Annotated in this window: 14 protein-coding genes; 13 read left to right on the top strand and 1 reads right to left on the bottom strand. The window is 42.1% G+C overall.

Translation table 11 applies throughout. The features are described 5' to 3' along the window. The 8 genes from ASD24_RS30545 to ASD24_RS03985 all read left to right on the top strand — a co-directional run. Window positions 1–273: hypothetical protein (locus ASD24_RS30545; protein ID WP_162248920.1), on the top strand; the 273-nt coding region annotated here is incomplete at its 5' end. Between the two features lie 79 nt (window positions 274–352). Continuing rightward, complete coding sequence (locus tag ASD24_RS04025) at window positions 353–967, top strand: hypothetical protein (protein WP_235540334.1); 615 nt, start codon at window positions 353–355, stop codon at window positions 965–967. Between the two features lie 14 nt (window positions 968–981). Further along, the gene (locus tag ASD24_RS04020; RefSeq protein WP_056691829.1) at window positions 982–1,476 is read left to right on the top strand and encodes a hypothetical protein; all 495 of its coding nucleotides are present in this window, start codon (window positions 982–984) and stop codon (window positions 1,474–1,476) included. 1,719 nt (window positions 1,477–3,195) lie between these two features. Continuing rightward, on the top strand, window positions 3,196–4,470 hold a 1,275-nt coding region (locus ASD24_RS30900; RefSeq protein WP_235540332.1), incomplete at its 5' end, for a deaminase domain-containing protein. Window positions 4,471–4,475: 5 nt separating this feature from the next. Beyond that, window positions 4,476–5,165 carry an Imm3 family immunity protein gene (locus ASD24_RS04000; protein WP_056691812.1) on the top strand — a complete coding sequence of 230 codons (690 nt, stop codon included), beginning with the start codon at window positions 4,476–4,478 and terminating at the stop codon, window positions 5,163–5,165. 233 nt (window positions 5,166–5,398) lie between these two features. Beyond that, window positions 5,399–5,815 (top strand): hypothetical protein, encoded by a 417-nt coding sequence (locus tag ASD24_RS03995; RefSeq protein ID WP_056691809.1) that lies wholly within the window; start codon window positions 5,399–5,401, stop codon window positions 5,813–5,815. 113 nt (window positions 5,816–5,928) lie between these two features. After that, on the top strand, window positions 5,929–6,441 hold the full coding sequence (locus tag ASD24_RS03990; RefSeq protein ID WP_056691806.1) for a hypothetical protein: 513 nt from the start codon (window positions 5,929–5,931) through the stop codon (window positions 6,439–6,441). 37 nt (window positions 6,442–6,478) lie between these two features. After that, window positions 6,479–6,850, top strand: a complete 372-nt coding sequence (locus ASD24_RS03985; RefSeq protein ID WP_056691802.1) for a DUF7674 family protein — start codon at window positions 6,479–6,481, stop codon at window positions 6,848–6,850. Window positions 6,851–7,005: 155 nt separating this feature from the next. Here ASD24_RS03985 and ASD24_RS03980 read toward each other — a convergent pair whose 3' ends face one another. Further along, the gene (locus tag ASD24_RS03980) at window positions 7,006–8,262 is read right to left on the bottom strand and encodes a stalk domain-containing protein (protein WP_235540330.1); all 1,257 of its coding nucleotides are present in this window, start codon (window positions 8,260–8,262) and stop codon (window positions 7,006–7,008) included. 304 nt (window positions 8,263–8,566) lie between these two features. Between ASD24_RS03980 and ASD24_RS03975 the strand changes: the two genes are divergently transcribed. The 5 genes from ASD24_RS03975 to ASD24_RS03955 all read left to right on the top strand — a co-directional run bounded on the left by ASD24_RS03975 (window position 8,567) and on the right by ASD24_RS03955 (window position 15,898). Further along, a complete protein-coding gene (locus ASD24_RS03975) occupies window positions 8,567–9,727 on the top strand; it encodes a type III polyketide synthase (RefSeq protein ID WP_056691797.1) in 1,161 nt (386 codons plus the stop codon). Further along, window positions 9,714–10,445 (top strand): methyltransferase domain-containing protein, encoded by a 732-nt coding sequence (locus tag ASD24_RS03970; RefSeq protein WP_056691794.1) that lies wholly within the window; start codon window positions 9,714–9,716, stop codon window positions 10,443–10,445. The genes ASD24_RS03975 and ASD24_RS03970 overlap by 14 nt, the downstream gene beginning before the upstream one ends. 150 nt (window positions 10,446–10,595) lie before the next feature. Next, entirely contained in the window at window positions 10,596–11,750 is a 1,155-nt protein-coding gene (locus tag ASD24_RS03965; RefSeq protein ID WP_056691792.1) for an NAD(P)/FAD-dependent oxidoreductase, read from the top strand. A 159-nt stretch (window positions 11,751–11,909) separates the two neighbouring features. Then, window positions 11,910–15,041 (top strand): GNAT family N-acetyltransferase, encoded by a 3,132-nt coding sequence (locus tag ASD24_RS03960; RefSeq protein ID WP_056691789.1) that lies wholly within the window; start codon window positions 11,910–11,912, stop codon window positions 15,039–15,041. Continuing rightward, window positions 15,038–15,898, top strand: a complete 861-nt coding sequence (locus ASD24_RS03955; protein WP_056691785.1) for an amidohydrolase family protein — start codon at window positions 15,038–15,040, stop codon at window positions 15,896–15,898. The genes ASD24_RS03960 and ASD24_RS03955 overlap by 4 nt, the downstream gene beginning before the upstream one ends. The last annotated feature ends 218 nt before the right edge of the window (window positions 15,899–16,116 follow it).

The raw sequence follows: 16,116 nt of genomic DNA, 5'->3' as shown, positions 1-16,116 counted from the left end.
GCGTACACCAATCCTACGTTTCTTGGAATGGATCAGAAGATGCTGGATGATCTCGGTGTCGCTCTGATGTTCGTCAATCTGGCGATCTTGGCCAAACATGGGTTGAATAAAGCCGCGGATAAGCTGATTAATAGTAAAAACATGTCGGCATTAGATAGTAACTGGACAGCGTGGAAACAACAAGCGAAGACGAACTTGAATAAAACAGCGGGTAACATCACGGATTATGCTTCTGATACGCTGAATCGTGCGAAGAATCGCCTTCCCGAATAAAACAGCGGGTAACATCACGGATTATGCTTCTGATACGCTGAATCGTGCGAAGAATCGCCTTCCCGGTTCAAAGCTCGCCATGGATGGCTCACCTCATGTATCCTTCAGCAAACCTACCAAGCCTTTGCCTCAAAATAGCCGACAGCAGAACTTCTGGAAAGAGACGGAGGCAGGTAAAGGAGATTTAGCGAGGAAACTGGATGGAGGAACGGCTTATGATAAGTACGATTATAAAAAGGTTGAAGAGGTAGAGAACAGAATTAGACATGAATCTAAAGAGCACGGGCAGTTTTTTGACAAGGATGGTAATTTAATTGGGGACACTGTTATTGGTAATGAGAAGGCAATAGATATTAGTGCTTATAAGGACAGAGGAAAGGATGCTGTGTTTACTCATAATCATCCTACTAACGGCCCCTTTAGTTTGGATGATATGATGGTAGTTGTAGACTTTGATATGCTAGAGATAAGAGCGATAACTCCCAATGGAAAGACATTCAGTATGACAAGAGGGACTGACGGATGGAAAGTTGATGGCCAGTCAGTTCCAATGGTTTACCGATTAGTACAAGAGGAGTTAAGAGCCAATGTTAATTTCAATAAGTTATATAAAGAGGGAAGAATGGATGAAGCTTGGGACATGTTTTATACTAAGGTAGCAGAAAGAATTGGTGGGGAATATAAACGAAAATAGGACGGTGATTAATATTGAACAAGAAGTTTCTTTATAGTAAACCTATTATTATAGGGGTTTTGGATTCAGGAAATGATCAATTTAACGATATAGGTTCTTGGCTTTTTGATGATTCACCAACATTACTCAGAAAAAAGTTTAGGGAAGATTCTTTGGATGAATTAGTAATGGAATTAATTAATATTTTCAGAGAAGGAAATCCGAATTATCAGGAACTTGCTGGTTTATTTGGCTTGGTTAAAATTGAGGAGGATGAACAAGAAGGATTAAAAATATGTAAAGTAAGGAATATTGAACGGCTTTCAGGTGATTTGAATAAAATTGAAATGCATATTGATGCTCAAAGTTTAATAATTAATAATCTATACTTATATATAAATGAGTTGGCTAATTTACAAAAAATAAAGCAGAAATTAAATGATAAGTTTGAAGAGGTAGATTATCAGAGTATTACTGAAAGGCTCATATTTAATGAAAAAGAGCTTATTATAGGCATTATTAAATTATAAGAGAAGAAGTGAAATGATGAATCCTTAGCAAGTTCATCTAAAAAAGTGTGAGTTCGGTTTACAACTCGAATAACAAGATCGTACAATATCACCAAGAAACCAAACACTAAACGCTCTATCCGACTTGTTTTATGAGAAGGATTGAGCTTTTTTGTGTTTGAAAATAAACGTAAGAGCTGAATAATATGGCGAAACGAGATCAAGAAGGAAAACAAGGTAAGATTGATTGCACAGGCAAAAGCAGAATAGGAGGAGCCTAAAGATAAAATTCGAAGTGACTGTCAGCAAGCAAGGAAATTACGAGAGTAGGTAGGCATATTGAAGCAGTCCGGGTAAACAGGCTTTCAGCTTAGCGAAGAGATTGAGGTGCCATTAAAACAAGCTGAACATTGGGATGCAGTAACGGAGAAGGAAGACGAACTGCCCCTCTAGCAAGCATTGCAGCTCATAGACAAGTGAGCGCGTGAAACCTCAGATTGTAGGCAACTTGTGATGTAAAACGAAACGGTTCTAACATGGGAAAAGCAAGAACTTGAAGATGCAAGGTAGCGACGATATGAAAAGCCGGACTGTATTCCATAAGCCAGCAACCAAAGTGTTTGAGATGCCAGGCGAAGCGCGTATGCAGCTTGGCGACGATGGCGTATTGTTTAAGAAAGGAAGCGTCAGTCTGCATCTGGATGCGGGAAACATCAGCCTGAACGCGACGGAAGATCTGCTCGTGGTGGCGAGTAGTCAGATTGAGGCGGGTTCAGGTAGCGACAAGGGCATGCTGGAATCATTCAAAATTCAAGCAGAGCAGCAGATTGTTTTGCAGACGAATGTGGATCAATATGTCGTCCTTAGTGGCAACCGGGTGGGCATTCAGAGTAAAAAGGTAGATTTTCAGAAGATCGAAGTCGATTTCGCGGAAATGCTGACCGATGAAGAACTGGAAGAGCTGTATCTGGATATGCTGGTAGATGGCGAAATCATGAAGCAGGAAATAGATCTTTCGATGGACCTGAAGACGGCAGTACAGTTAACAGATGCACAGCGCGCTGATATTCGCAGTCAGGTTGCACAGACAGCTCAGAGTGATCCGGGACTAGCGAATCAGGCGAAGGACTGGATGAGCAGTAAAACGCNGATGCACAGCGCGCTGATATTCGCAGTCAGGTTGCACAGACAGCTCAGAGTGATCCGGGACTAGCGAATCAGGCGAAGGACTGGATGAGCAGTAAAACGCCGGATGAACAGAAAACGGTCTATCAGARCAAGTACGTGAATCAACCTGCCGCTGAACCCGAWAAGAAAAGCAAAGAGCAAAAACAAGTGGAACTGGCGCAGCAGCAACAGGAATACAAGGAGATGAATCAGAAYCGTACGAAGATTTACAATTGGCAGCAACAATCGAAAGAGATTCGGGCAACAGGAGAAAGGGCAGGGAAAACGGAAGCGCAAATCCAAGCGATGCTACCCNCGTACGAAGATTTACAATTGGCAGCAACAATCGAAAGAGATTCGGGCAACAGGAGAAAGGGCAGGGAAAACGGAAGCGCAAATCCAAGCGATGCTACCCGCACCTCCGGTACTAAGTGGACAGCGCTTATCTTCAAGTGGGAAAAAGAGTCTGGGWGAGCAGTTCATGGAGTCCACCGGTCTTGGAGATGCCTTTAAATCTATCCGTCCATGGCTCGATCAGATGGAGCTGGAACATGTCATTCCGCAAAAACCGGNATGGAGTCCACCGGTCTTGGAGATGCCTTTAAATCTATCCGTCCATGGCTCGATCAGATGGAGCTGGAACATGTCATTCCGCAAAAACCGGATTATTTRAGCAAACAAACGCAAAAAACRGTATACTTATCCAGGTATACGTTCCAAGTATTGATAGTAGATCCCCAGATGATGATTGCCCAATTCAATATTATTTTTGGCGTGGTGGCCATTATATCCGCGATCCCATCAGGCGGGCTCTCCCTGTATGTCCTAGCTGCTGCAGATGCAGCTATAGGTGCAACGATGATTGTCGTGAATGTCCAGAAACTGAATGACCTGAARAACGGAAACGCGTACACCAATCCTACGTTTCTTGGAATGGATCAGAAGATGCTGGATGATCTCGGTGTCGCTCTGATGTTCGTCAATCTGGCGATCTTGGCCAAACACGGGCTCAATAAAGCCGCGGATAAGCTGATCAATAGCAAGAACATGTCGGCATTAGATAGTAACTGGACGGCGTGGAAACAGCAAGCGAAGACAAATCTGAATAAAACAGCGGGTAACATCACGGATGTTGCTTCTGATACGCTGAATCGTGCGAAGAATCGCCTTCCCGGTTCAAAGCTCGCCATGGATGGCTCACCTCATGTATCGTTCAGTAAACCTACCAAACCTTTGCCTCAAAATAGCAGACAGCAGAACTTCTGGAAAGAGACGGAGGCAGGTAAGGGGGATTTAGCGAGGAAACTGGATGGGGGAACGGGTGAAGGTGGAAGTTGGTTCCCAACAAGAATAATTGATCCAATTAAAGATGCTGCAATTATTAAAAGAGTATCGGAACTAAAGGCGACACTATCAAACAGGGTTTTGAATAAATCTGGAGCTAATATGGGTTATGCAGAGGTAAATATTGAGGGGATAAGCAAAACAGAATTTTTCGCTCACAGTCAAGTTACAGATCACGGTAAAAATCCTAACTTGATGGACTTTTCTTTTAAACCTCTTAAACCTAATAAGCCAAAATATGAAGCACAAAAGGCAGTTGATGATGACGGAATACCATATTTAAGAGATGATGATACTGAGTATAAGATTATTAATGATATAGCTTTAAAGCTGAATGGGAACTACAATGCAAAAGGAACAATTAAATTATTTACTGAGAAAGATACTTGTGCCAGTTGTAATAGTATAATTAATAAGTTTAAAAAGGATTTTCCGAATATTGACATTGAAGTGATTCATAATAATGGAAATAAGATTCCTAAAATGGAGACAGAAAGGAATTAAGTTGAATGTGGGAATATCAAGAATGCATTGATGCATTTATGGAAGAATTTTTTGAGCGTAAACAGAGAGATAATATAAGTAATAACGAGGCTTTGGTTAGAACTTTTGGTGAATTTTATAGTCCTAATATGGATGATGAAATGGAGAAGGCAATAATAAATGTGTTATATGTAGAAATAGCCTCACAAAATTCACGGATTTTTATTAAAGCAAAAGAAAATAGGGAGAAAGCATTAAAGTCAATTGATTTTGAAAAAATCATGGGTCAACTTGAAATGAAACAAATTACTAAAAATCAAATTGATGAATTGGTTATTCGTCGAGATAATGCGCTAAAACTACTTAATAATATTCAGGTTGATTTATACCCAGATGCGAGATGGTATTATGAGGAACTCATAAATGAAGTAAATCAATATTTTATAACCATTAAGGATGCAAAATCAGAGTTTTTTGTTCCGTATGTATTAGAACATTTTGAGAGAGCTTGCAACAACACACTTAGTGAGAAAATGACCATTTATATGTTACTAGGAGAAAAATTAGTTGAAGAACAAAAACCTATTCCATATAGCATATTAAAAGAATTAGTACAGTTTAATAGTGAAAGTGTTACAAATCAACTTCTACCTGAAGAGAAAAATGACTTAGAATCACGAATTCAAAAATTACTTGAATTAAATGGTCAAGAATAACTGAAACATTATTAAAGATTTCATATCTACTACTTAACAATACCACAATACGATCTAATCAACGTATTGTGGTAATTTGGCGTTGTGGCCATCATATCCGCGATCCCATCAGGCGGGCTCTCTCTGTATGTCCTAGCTGCTGCAGATGCAGCTATAGGTGCAACGATGATTGTCGTGAATGTCCAGAAACTGAATGAGTCCTAGCTGCTGCAGATGCAGCTATAGGTGCAACGATGATTGTCGTGAATGTCCAGAAACTGAATGACCTGAAGAACGGAAACGCGTACACCAATCCTAAGTTTCTTGGAATGGATCAGAAGATGCTGGATGATCTCGGAGTCGCTCTGATGTTCGTCAATCTGGCGATCTTGGCCAAACATGGGTTGAATAAAGCCGCGGATAAGCTGATTAATAGTAAAAACATGTCGGCACTAGATAGTAACTGGACGGCGTGGAAACAACAAGCGAAGACGAACTTGAATAAAACAGCGGGTAACATCACGGATTATGCTTCTGATACGCTGAATCGTGCGAAGAATCGCCTTCCGAATAAAACAGCGGGTAACATCACGGATTATGCTTCTGATACGCTGAATCGTGCGAAGAATCGCCTTCCCGGTTCAAAGCTCGCCATGGATGGCTCACCTTAAAAAGGAAGCACTTGATATAAGTAATAAAACCTTGGATGCATCTGACTATGGACATAAGAGTGGATACATATTTAGATTACTTAGTTCACAATTATTAATGTGGAGTGGAAGTAATGACTCTAGAAGCAGCCGTTTCAAAAATAAACAATATAAATTGGAAAAATGAACGTAGATTCACTAAAGGAAGTTACTTTGGATATGAGTATCTGAGAAGATTATCTCAGTTTTACAAAATGAATCAAATAAGACCTAAATCACCTGCTTTTTCAAATATACCTTATTTATTGGGAGATACTGAAGGGGATTTAGAAATTTCTACTTTTTACAATAAGGATATGTTAATGGTTTTTGAAAATAATGAGAGTATAAAAAATATAGTAGCTTGGTATTTGCAATTAGCAAAATATGCAGACAAGTCTCCTGAAGCGAGTCAGTATTTAAGCGTGTATGAACCTTTAATAAATTTATTAGAATGTGGTGGCGAGTTCTTCATGAATAATGCTGGGCTAGAAATCAAGAATGAAGGATACTATCCGTTTAACAACTGGTTTGATAATTTTGTTAATGCCAAACCCCAGAAGATAAATGTCCTTTTACCCTGGTGTCAATACCCAGCAAATGCTTAAGTGTCATACTACTATTTTAGTAAAGGAATTGGTAACTATGAATGTGAAATCAGAAGAATTCTTTAGAAAAATGATAGATTTCTTACCATCATCAGATGCTGCATTTAGAGAATCAATTACTACATACGGCGAAGTACTTGAAACTATAATTATTGAGGACATCTTCATGCCCGAGATTTTAGTATTGTTAAAAGAGGAAACAAACATTGATTTGATTAAACGTATTTTTGCATACTTTGAAGAAGTATCTACTTGTGGAGATGCTCATTTGATAAATCTTTTATCAATTACGGCATTAGAGGTACTCGGTAACGATAGATCGATTCTAACAACCGCTCAGAAATATATGGGTCTAACAACGACACAACTTCAAATCGAAGCCGATAGAAGTATAGGTAGAATACATTAAGCCTAATTAGAAAAAATATACGGTCAATGGATTCTATCGGTGGTCATTTCGTCTGATGCGGTAAGGGTATACAATAAGAGAGCATCTCTTCTTAAAAGAAGCGATGCTCTCTCACGTCATATCTAGCTTAATGTCCTAAATGTTTATAAAAACACTTATTCTTTAACTACAGAAGCACCCACAGCATCTTCCATCTGATCGTTGTAGAGACGGAACAAACCTAGACGCCAGAACGCTGCGCCTTTCAGATCATAACGTTTTGCGAGTCCGAGCTTATCATCAACAGAAGATGGGGTTTCACTATTTAAGCTTATACCTAGCAACAGTTTTTCCTTCGGGACACCTGCTTGCAGCGCTAACTCAATTGCTTTCTGCACAAGGCTGTTAGGTTCAGGTACTTGGGCGTCGGTACCAACAGGATTGAACTGATAAGCCATGATGATCAGATCATCGGCTGTGGCAGCGAGTGTTTTGTAATCATAACCCTTATATGCACTATTTAATGGAGGCACCGCTAATGATAGGGAGATGTCTGCTCCTAGGGAAGCTCTTAATTCTTTAACATAATTATTCAGCAACTTCTGCTGCTGCACCGGATCTAATTTGAAGCCCAATCCTTCAAAGTCAAGGACAACTCCGCCGAATCCATTCTCCACAACCGCCGTACTAATCCCTTCAATCGACTTCTTCCGCAAACTACTGTCACTTAATACCTTCGTTAATTCACCGTTACCATCAAGAGCATAAACCATGAGATAAGGTTTAATATCTTGATCTGCCGCATCTGCAACAATGGATTGTGGTGTAATGTCACCGGCTGCAGCAGGGAAGTTGTATTCATCTCCCTGAAGGGTGAATTGTCCTTCACGATCAATCCGACTCCAGCCAAACAAAACGGAGTTCATGGTAGACACAAGATCTATTTCATGGAAAGCTCTCACCGCATAGAACGCTCTTAAATGCATCTCGCGCTGCGGCGAGACAAGAGATACGGTTCGTGTGGATTGATCCCATTTCACACCAACTCCGAATTGACTGCTGAATGAGCTTAACGGGATGAGTACACGACCTTCTCTTTGGACGGGTGCAGCAGCGAGTTTAACTTTTTTGCCATTAACCGTTGCCGTGGAACTACCTACCTGAAGCAATACCTCGGTTGTCTGTCCTTTTACCTTGCCAACGGCTTTGACCGTCTGTGTCTTACTATTCCACTGGATACCAATACCTAGCGATTCCCCGACTGTCCGGAACGGAACGTAGGTGACGCCTTTTTCTATACGGGGTGCTGCATCAAACTTCAGAGCGATATTGTCCAGTTTGACGGTTATTGCTGGTGCAGCCGAAATGTTTGATAGATTCGGAAGAGTGCCAAGTAACGAGAAGGCAAGCACGGTTGCCGCGGTAGTTTTCATTATTTTCTTATAAAGCATGATTGATTATAACCTCCAACTCTCACATTATTCGTGACAACATACATTAACAAAATCTAGAAATCTAGTTTACCGTAGTATAGCAAAAATTGCATAGAGTTCCAATTCCATACGAGTCGATATTTGGCGTAATTCATATAACTCCAGATGATTCATTATAGAAACGGAATGGAATATGAGGAAAAGGAATAAAGTAGCTGGTATAGGTTCAAGATTACGGCACCTTGGGATTGGGTAATAGGTATTCATAAAAGGATGTATTTCTTCCAATAGAAGGGGGTTCCTCATGAATCATTCCATGAACTTATCCAGTGCAGCTATCCTGGGAATGGGAACGGCATTGCCCGTTCATTCTGTATCACAGACTGATATCGCTGATCTTATTGCTTCTTCTCTTCATGATCGGTCAGATCTTGCTCGTTTTGCGAAACGGGTATTTAAATCCTGCGGGGTAGACACGCGTTACACCGTTGAACCCAGCTACCTCGGCACACTCGAACATTGTCGTTATCTTCCCTCCACCGATGAATCGGATATTCCCACAACCAAAGAACGAATGAATACATATAAACAGGAAGCTCTTCCGTTAGGCATTGAAGCTGCCCAGAAAGCATTGCAGGATGCGAATATGTCTCCAGATAAAATCACACATCTGATCACAGTCAGTTGTACAGGACAGTATTCACCTGGTCTGGACGTTTTGCTGATTCCACAACTGGGATTATCACCTCGTGTTAATCGGATGCCTCTCATTTTTCATGGATGTGCAGCTGGTTTGAAAGCGATTCAAATGGCTCGGGATATCGTGCAAGGTGCACCCGGATCACAAGTATTAATCGTCTGTGTGGAATTGTGTACTCTACATTTTCAGCCGGTGAAAGAAAGAGAATCGTTATTCTCAGCATCGTTATTCGGTGACGGAGCATCAGCCTGTATCGTAGGTGCACCACAGTCCCAGGACCTACACTATCTTGATCTAGGAACAGGATATTCTGTTCTTCTGCCAGACTCCACGGAGGATATGACTTGGGAGGTAGGTAACCACGGATATGATCTGTATTTGTCCCCTCGCATCCCTAAACTATTAGGCGTTCATCTTGAGGAAGAACTTAGACAGCTACTTCAGAGCGAAGAATTACCTGAACTCTGGGCTATTCACCCGGGAGGAAGAGGCATCGTGGATGCTGTGCAGAATGTGATGAATCTGGAAGATGAACAAACGAAGTATAGCCGGGAAATTCTTAGAACGGTCGGTAATCTGTCTTCCAACACAATTCTGTTTGTGCTAAAAGCAATGCGCGCAGAGATGGCTACCGGGCAGAAACCTTCTACCGAGGGTGTTGCGATGGCATTTGGACCAGGTCTAACCGCCGAGCTTATGAAGTTCACCTATGTACCTGCGTTCTCTCCAGCCGTTAAGGAGGAAAAGGATCATGCCCTTCTTTAGAACATTGTCCATCAGAGCACGTGAGGATGAACTTATGGATGATTTCTCTATGGGTGGTAACGATTTAAGGGAAGCACTCAAACACTTGAGGCGACTGAACAAAATATTCGCTGCTCCTGGTCCCACCCTATCTGGTGTCGAGAAACTATGGAAAGAGATCGGTTGCCCTGATGAGCTTCACATTATGGATGTTGGCGCTGGTTCAGGAGATGTGAATGAGAAGTTACTCCGTTGGTCTGACAAAAAAGGCGTTAAACTGCACATTACACTCATCGATATGACAGAAGAGGCATGTGTGGAGGCAAGGCGACTATTTCAAAATGAACCGAGAGTCATTGTGCAACGTGCAGATGTCATGGATTTACCTGATGGCTCCGCTGACATTGTAACAGGATCTCAATTTGTACATCACTTTGATGGCCAACAATTGATTGATATCGTCTCCCAGATGCTGCGTATCTCCAGATACGGTGTGGTCATTAATGATATACATCGCCATCCGGTGTCCTATACGGCTGTGTGGATTACAACACGCTTAATCTCACGCAATCGCTACATTCGGCATGATGGCCCACTATCCGTTGCTAAAGGCTTCACAGGCAAGGATTGGCAGGAACTGAAGCAGAAGCTCAACCATCATACGATGAGTTACAGTTGGAAACCTCTGTTTCGTTATTCTGTTGTTATTCCGAATGATGCGGTCAAGACACTATCCTAGGAAAAAATGATAAGGCAAGTTACTTCTAAATTGCTCGAAGAGGTGTTCTCTTATCATGTTCTGATCTGAAGCTATATTGATAACATCCTCTAGATGTCTGTCTTTAGATTAGAGGAAGTGGAACTCTAAGTAGGAAGGGCAGGTGTAATCGTGTCCAAACAAGTTGACGTCATCATCATTGGAGCAGGGATTGCTGGCAGTACCTGCGCATTGCAACTTGCGAAGCAAGGGCATGAAGTGATTTTGATGGATAGTCAAGAATTTCCCCGTCACAAAACATGTGGTGAATTCATGTCTCCTGAGACCAAGGAGATGTTGGAATACCTAGATATTCATCTTCTAGAACAGAAGCTACAGCCAACAATGATGGATCATGCGCAGATTATTATGCCTGACGGAGGAGAGATTGAAGCGCCTTTACCAGGCAATGCTTACGGCATTAGTCGTTATGAGCTAGATCGTATCTTGCATCAAGCAGCGTTGGAAGCAGGAGCGACGATATTAACCAAATCAACTGTGACGAAAATACAAGAGCCGCAAGATGGCTTTTACGAAGTGCAGTTTAAGCAAGCAGGAGAACTTGTTCAATACCGTGCTAAAGCGGTTATCGGGGCACATGGAACCAAAAAGCCACGGGGAGTTGTTCCGTCTGCAGAGGATCTACGGGATGAAACCGTCTATGTAGGAATAAAATCTCATTTTACTGGCATCACGATCCCACCTAGAGTGGAGTTGTACTTTTGCGAAGGTGGATATGTTGGCATCTCTCCGATTGAAAATGGGAAAACCAATGTGGCGGCATTGTTGACACTGGAAACGGTACAAGGAAGCGGAACATCGGTGCCTGATATATTACATGCGGCATCCCGAACCAACCAAAGATTAGCAGAGCGACTCGCTGAAGGAGAAGCTGTTCCCGGTACGCAAGTATCTATAGCACCGCTAAACCTCTCTAACATACCTGAGCCGTGGTCGCAATATCCTCATATTGGTGATGCAATGATGATGATTCCACCTCTAAGTGGAGATGGTATGTCGATCGCACTTCGTTCTTCATTGTTGTGTGCGCAGTACACAGACCGTTATCTCCGAGGTGAACTGGATGATAAAGCGTGGGCAAGTGAGTATATTTTGGCAGCGAATCAGGAATTCACTCAACTGCTTAAACGGACTAGAACAATTCAAAAACTGGCCTTTGCCAAAGTTAACGTATATTATCCAAAACTTGTGCAGATGATGCCTAGCTTGGCATCCTATATCGTGCAAGCCACACGTTTACCGCATATGAATACGACAAACAGATGATAGTCATTAACATGAGGGTGGCCTAAGCCAGCCTCTTTTTTCACGACATTATGCGAATCTCGTAAATTGAACACGATAACCATAAATGATAGAATACAACAGAAGATATAGCAAATAATTCTAATTTTTCAGACATGTGGATCATGGAGGGGAATACTGATGAGCAAAATAGAAGAGTTGACGATATCTATCGTAGAATATGAGCCACGATATGCACGTTCTATCGCGGATATGTGGAATGCTAGTCACGAGAGTTGGGGTGGTGATAATTCCCTCCAGACGGAACAGACTATCCTCCAAGAGCATCATCACAGCACGCATCTTCATGTGTTTCTGGCACTTGTTGGTGAAGAGGTCGTTGGGTATTGCAGCTTCTCTCATTATAAAGAGGACAAAGGCGCGCTGTATATTCCATTACTAAATGTAAGACCCGATTATCATGGATACAAAATTGGAAAGAGACTTGTGTTACGTGCTATTGAACAGACGTTGAAGCTGGGATATCCAAGGCTGGATCTGTATACGTGGCCAGGCAATATCAAAGCAGTTCCTACGTATAAAAAGAGTGGTTTTTTCTGGGAAAAAAGAGACGACACCACACATCTAATGAACCTGATCCCATCGGTGTTACAAACAGATGCGGTTAAGCCTTATTTTGAACAACTCGATTGGTACGTGAATAGTGTACGTGAAATTCTGGTTGAGCCAGATGGAAGACAAGAGCGTGGTTTTGATTATTTTACATATGAATGGCGTAAGGCAGATGTGAGTCTGAAAATGGAGTATGAACGCACTGGACGAGGATTAAGACGTATCGAAACAAATGACTATCTAGTACAAGCGACAATTCTGCATGAACATAAACTGCCGTTTGGTGCGAGTTACAACATTATGTATGAGGCTGTAAATAAGACTGGAAAGCCCCTTACGATTGAAGTGAAGGGCGTAAGCAATTCAGAGATTGACTTCGATCTTCAGGACGCACGCTCTGTAGATACAGAAGAACGAATTGAGGGCAGCTTTCTGATTCATCCGATTCAAGAAGAACAGAATGCTTTTCAGACACACCCTGTGGTTGAAGCGGAAGTGCTGATCAATGGACGAGCAGCTACCTTCAAGCTAGGGATTGAACCGAAATTTCCTGTGAAGGTTAAGGCGCATGCTCCGGAACGATCATTATATATCGGTGATGCAATCGAGCTAGATTTCACGATCGAAAATGAGTATGACGAGGATACTGTATTTGCATTTCAATTACCATGCGATGATGTCCTATCTTTTAGCCAACCCGATGTTCAAATTCAGGTTCCAGCGAAGAGTCGGCGAACCGTTTCCCTTGTTGCTGAATTGTTGAGCTATGGAATCTGGCATCATCACTTTGACGTATATCATGCATCCGGTGAGGAACATTCCTTAATCCTTTCGCAAGAGACGAGTCTAATATTCACTGGCATTCAATCCGCTTTTGGGGGCGAAACAGAGCAGGATTGGGTCATTGCAAACGGGAGATATTCGGTTTATCTTAACAAAATAAACAATAATATATCGATCTATGAGGGGAAGGAAAGTACATTTAATTTGAATTTTCCTCAATTGGGTCTTCCTTATGTTGCTGAATTTAAGAAGACACGTGCAACACGGGTAACATACCGACAGGAGCAGGGGATGATACTCGAAGCTGAGTATGATCTTACCTCCAGCGCGGTGACACTTGTTCAGGTCATCCAATTATACAGCAACGGCACGATAAGTCGTCATCACATCATAGAGAACAAGTCGATGACCACCCGTAAGAAACCTTTATTTCTGAAAGAAAGCTTTCATTTTGGATTTGGAATAAGTGTTATTCCCTATGAGAACCAATACGTCGATGTAAGACAAGGGCCAGATGCCTCGAATGCAGATTATTGGCAACTGGACAATGTGACCGAAAATTGGATTTTCACAGATGTTGGAGAATCCACGCGGGGCATCACTTGGCCGAAAGATAAGCAGCTTATTGTGGATGGCAGATCCTTTGCTATTGAGCACGAGCTTCATTTCCCCCAAGGAGGTCGCCTAGAGACGCAACCCATTCATATCGCGCTGGGTACATGGAAAAATTGGCGTGATTTCCGCGCTTTTGCACAGAGTCATGAAGCTACGGAAGAGTTGGAGTCTGTTCCTCAGCTTCAGACGAAGGTGAATCATGGTAATCCCTTTTTACATGACACGCTGGAGGTCGAGATCTCAGAGCAAAAAAATGCATTTCTCGAAGGTGAAATTACACTCTCCACTGAAAAAGGCAGTGCGTTAATACAGAAACAGCATGTATCTATAGATCAAGAGAAGAATCGCATCGTAACACCTATGAGTTGGCAGTATGGGCAAGAAGCAGACTTGATGTCACTGCAGATGAATATGGAAACGTATGAGATAACTCGAGCTCGGTTGGTATTTCCTGGTTCGAATCAACCGATTAATCATCAGTTGGATCAGACAGAGTATGGTGACGTTCTTACGGTAAGCAACGGTGTCCTCCAATTTCAAGCGAGCAATACCTTTGCGCCAGCCTTATTTTCTCTGAAGCATCATGGTGTAGAATGGCTAGATTCCTCTTACCCTGAACCTGAGCCAAAATCATGGTGGAATCCTTGGCTTGGTGGCATCTCTACCCAAATAGATGGGCTATCAACTACAAGTCTCCTTGGAGAAGAACGTGCAGCATGCTTTACAGAGCTTGAGGATAATCTAGGAAATGTCTGGTCAGGCATTAGAATGAGTGTCACGATTCAAGAGAATGCGAAATTAAGAGGCCTCGTGCTTCATCATTACTATTTAACCCTACCAGGTGTACCTGTGCTTGCTACGACCACTCGTATAGAGCAGAATATGGGAGTGCCGCTGAAACCTTTCAGTTATGCTAATCAATCCTTCTACCGGGCAAGCAATGAACTTACTGACATGAGAATTGATGTGAAAAATGATGCTGGAGAATCAGTTACCTACAAGGCTGGGAGAGTACAGTACGGGATTGATGTTAGAAACGGAATGATTCAATATAGCACCCAAGAACGCAAAGAACGACTCACTTTCGTGGCACATCCTGAAATGGATGCTGTTTACTTACGGGTGAATAACCTTATTGCTTCGTCAGTTGTTTTGGAAGAACTTGACCTGCGTGATGGCGAGCAGCATTTCAGTAGACCACAGTTCTATATCATCTCAGATCTGATGGCTCCTGAGGAAGCGTATCAGGACTTACGCAATATTCGTTTTGATCCTATGAAGGTAGAAAGGATAATTCCATGAAGATTATAGATGCACATGTTCATTATTCTAATATTGCAGCTTTCAAAGAGACTGCGGAGACTTTAGCAGCGATTGATTATAGTGAAAAAGGTTTGCTTGAAGAATTCGGTAAAGCTGGTGTTATCGCTGGGGTTGGTATGGGCGTTACTGAAACTGTTCCGGACGCTTTTCCTGATCCCAATGCGCTTAATCCAATGCTGCTTGACCTGAGTGAAGAGCTTCCTAATCATCTCTATACCTGTATTGGTATTAATCCATTAACCTTACATTTCGAAGGGCAGCTTGAGGCAATAGAACAATCGCTGCGTTCAGAGCATGTGGTGGGTATCAAGCTATATGCAGGCTATTATCACTTTAATGTTGGCGACGAAATATATGATCCTATATACAAGCTGGCTTCAACGTACCAGATGCCCATTGTCATTCACGGGGGACTGACGTATTCAGATCGTGGACTCTTGAAGTATTCACACCCGCTCTCGATGGAAGAGACGTTTCTGAAGCACCGCGATCTAACGTTTATGTTGTGTCATTTGGGTGATCCTTGGGTGATGGACACAGCTGCATTGCTGGAGAAAAACCCTAATCTCTACACGGATCTATCCGGATGGATTGTGGGAGATGCGGCGAAGGTTGAGCGGCTGTTACAGGAGCAGACCTATACAGATCATTTCCGCCGTGCCATTGTATTTGCTGAGAAATATGATCGGCTAGTATTTGGTACTGATTGGCCACTGGTTCAAATAGAGCCGTATATACAATTTGTTAAGCATCTAATTCCCGAGGCTCATTGGGAGGATGTATTTTATAACAATGCACTGCGGGTGTTTCCGAAACTAGCGCATTTGATTGGATAACTGTAGCAATTAGTATGTACTAGGTGAACAGATAGGCATAATGAGAAATACTCAGAAGATAGGAAGCCGCCAAATGGCGGCTTTTTACTGTACATATGTGAATTCGAACGGGGTAGAAGAGTGTGTTTGTAAATGTCGAGGTTTGTCGAGGTCAATAATGTTAGGTATAGTATAATCATATTTAATTGAATTATAAGATGTTACATAAGGAGATAGAG

The organism is Paenibacillus sp. Root52 (assembly GCF_001426865.1).
In the GTDB taxonomy this organism is placed as follows: Bacteria; Bacillota; Bacilli; order Paenibacillales; family Paenibacillaceae; genus Paenibacillus.
The sequence above is the reverse complement of the archived record's forward strand: the minus strand, read 5'-3'. Positions and strand labels throughout refer to the sequence as shown.

Coding starts and splice junctions, on each gene's coding strand:
- ASD24_RS04025 (WP_235540334.1), top strand. CDS start 353: ATGGATGGCTCACCTCATGTATCCTTCAGCAAACCTACCAAGCCTTTG.
- ASD24_RS03980 (WP_235540330.1), bottom strand. CDS start 8,262: ATGAAAACTACCGCGGCAACCGTGCTTGCCTTCTCGTTACTTGGCACT.
- ASD24_RS04000 (WP_056691812.1), top strand. CDS start 4,476: ATGTGGGAATATCAAGAATGCATTGATGCATTTATGGAAGAATTTTTT.
- ASD24_RS03975 (WP_056691797.1), top strand. CDS start 8,567: ATGAATCATTCCATGAACTTATCCAGTGCAGCTATCCTGGGAATGGGA.
- ASD24_RS03960 (WP_056691789.1), top strand. CDS start 11,910: ATGAGCAAAATAGAAGAGTTGACGATATCTATCGTAGAATATGAGCCA.
- ASD24_RS03955 (WP_056691785.1), top strand. CDS start 15,038: ATGAAGATTATAGATGCACATGTTCATTATTCTAATATTGCAGCTTTC.
- ASD24_RS03995 (WP_056691809.1), top strand. CDS start 5,399: ATGATTGTCGTGAATGTCCAGAAACTGAATGACCTGAAGAACGGAAAC.
- ASD24_RS03990 (WP_056691806.1), top strand. CDS start 5,929: ATGACTCTAGAAGCAGCCGTTTCAAAAATAAACAATATAAATTGGAAA.
- ASD24_RS03970 (WP_056691794.1), top strand. CDS start 9,714: ATGCCCTTCTTTAGAACATTGTCCATCAGAGCACGTGAGGATGAACTT.
- ASD24_RS03985 (WP_056691802.1), top strand. CDS start 6,479: ATGAATGTGAAATCAGAAGAATTCTTTAGAAAAATGATAGATTTCTTA.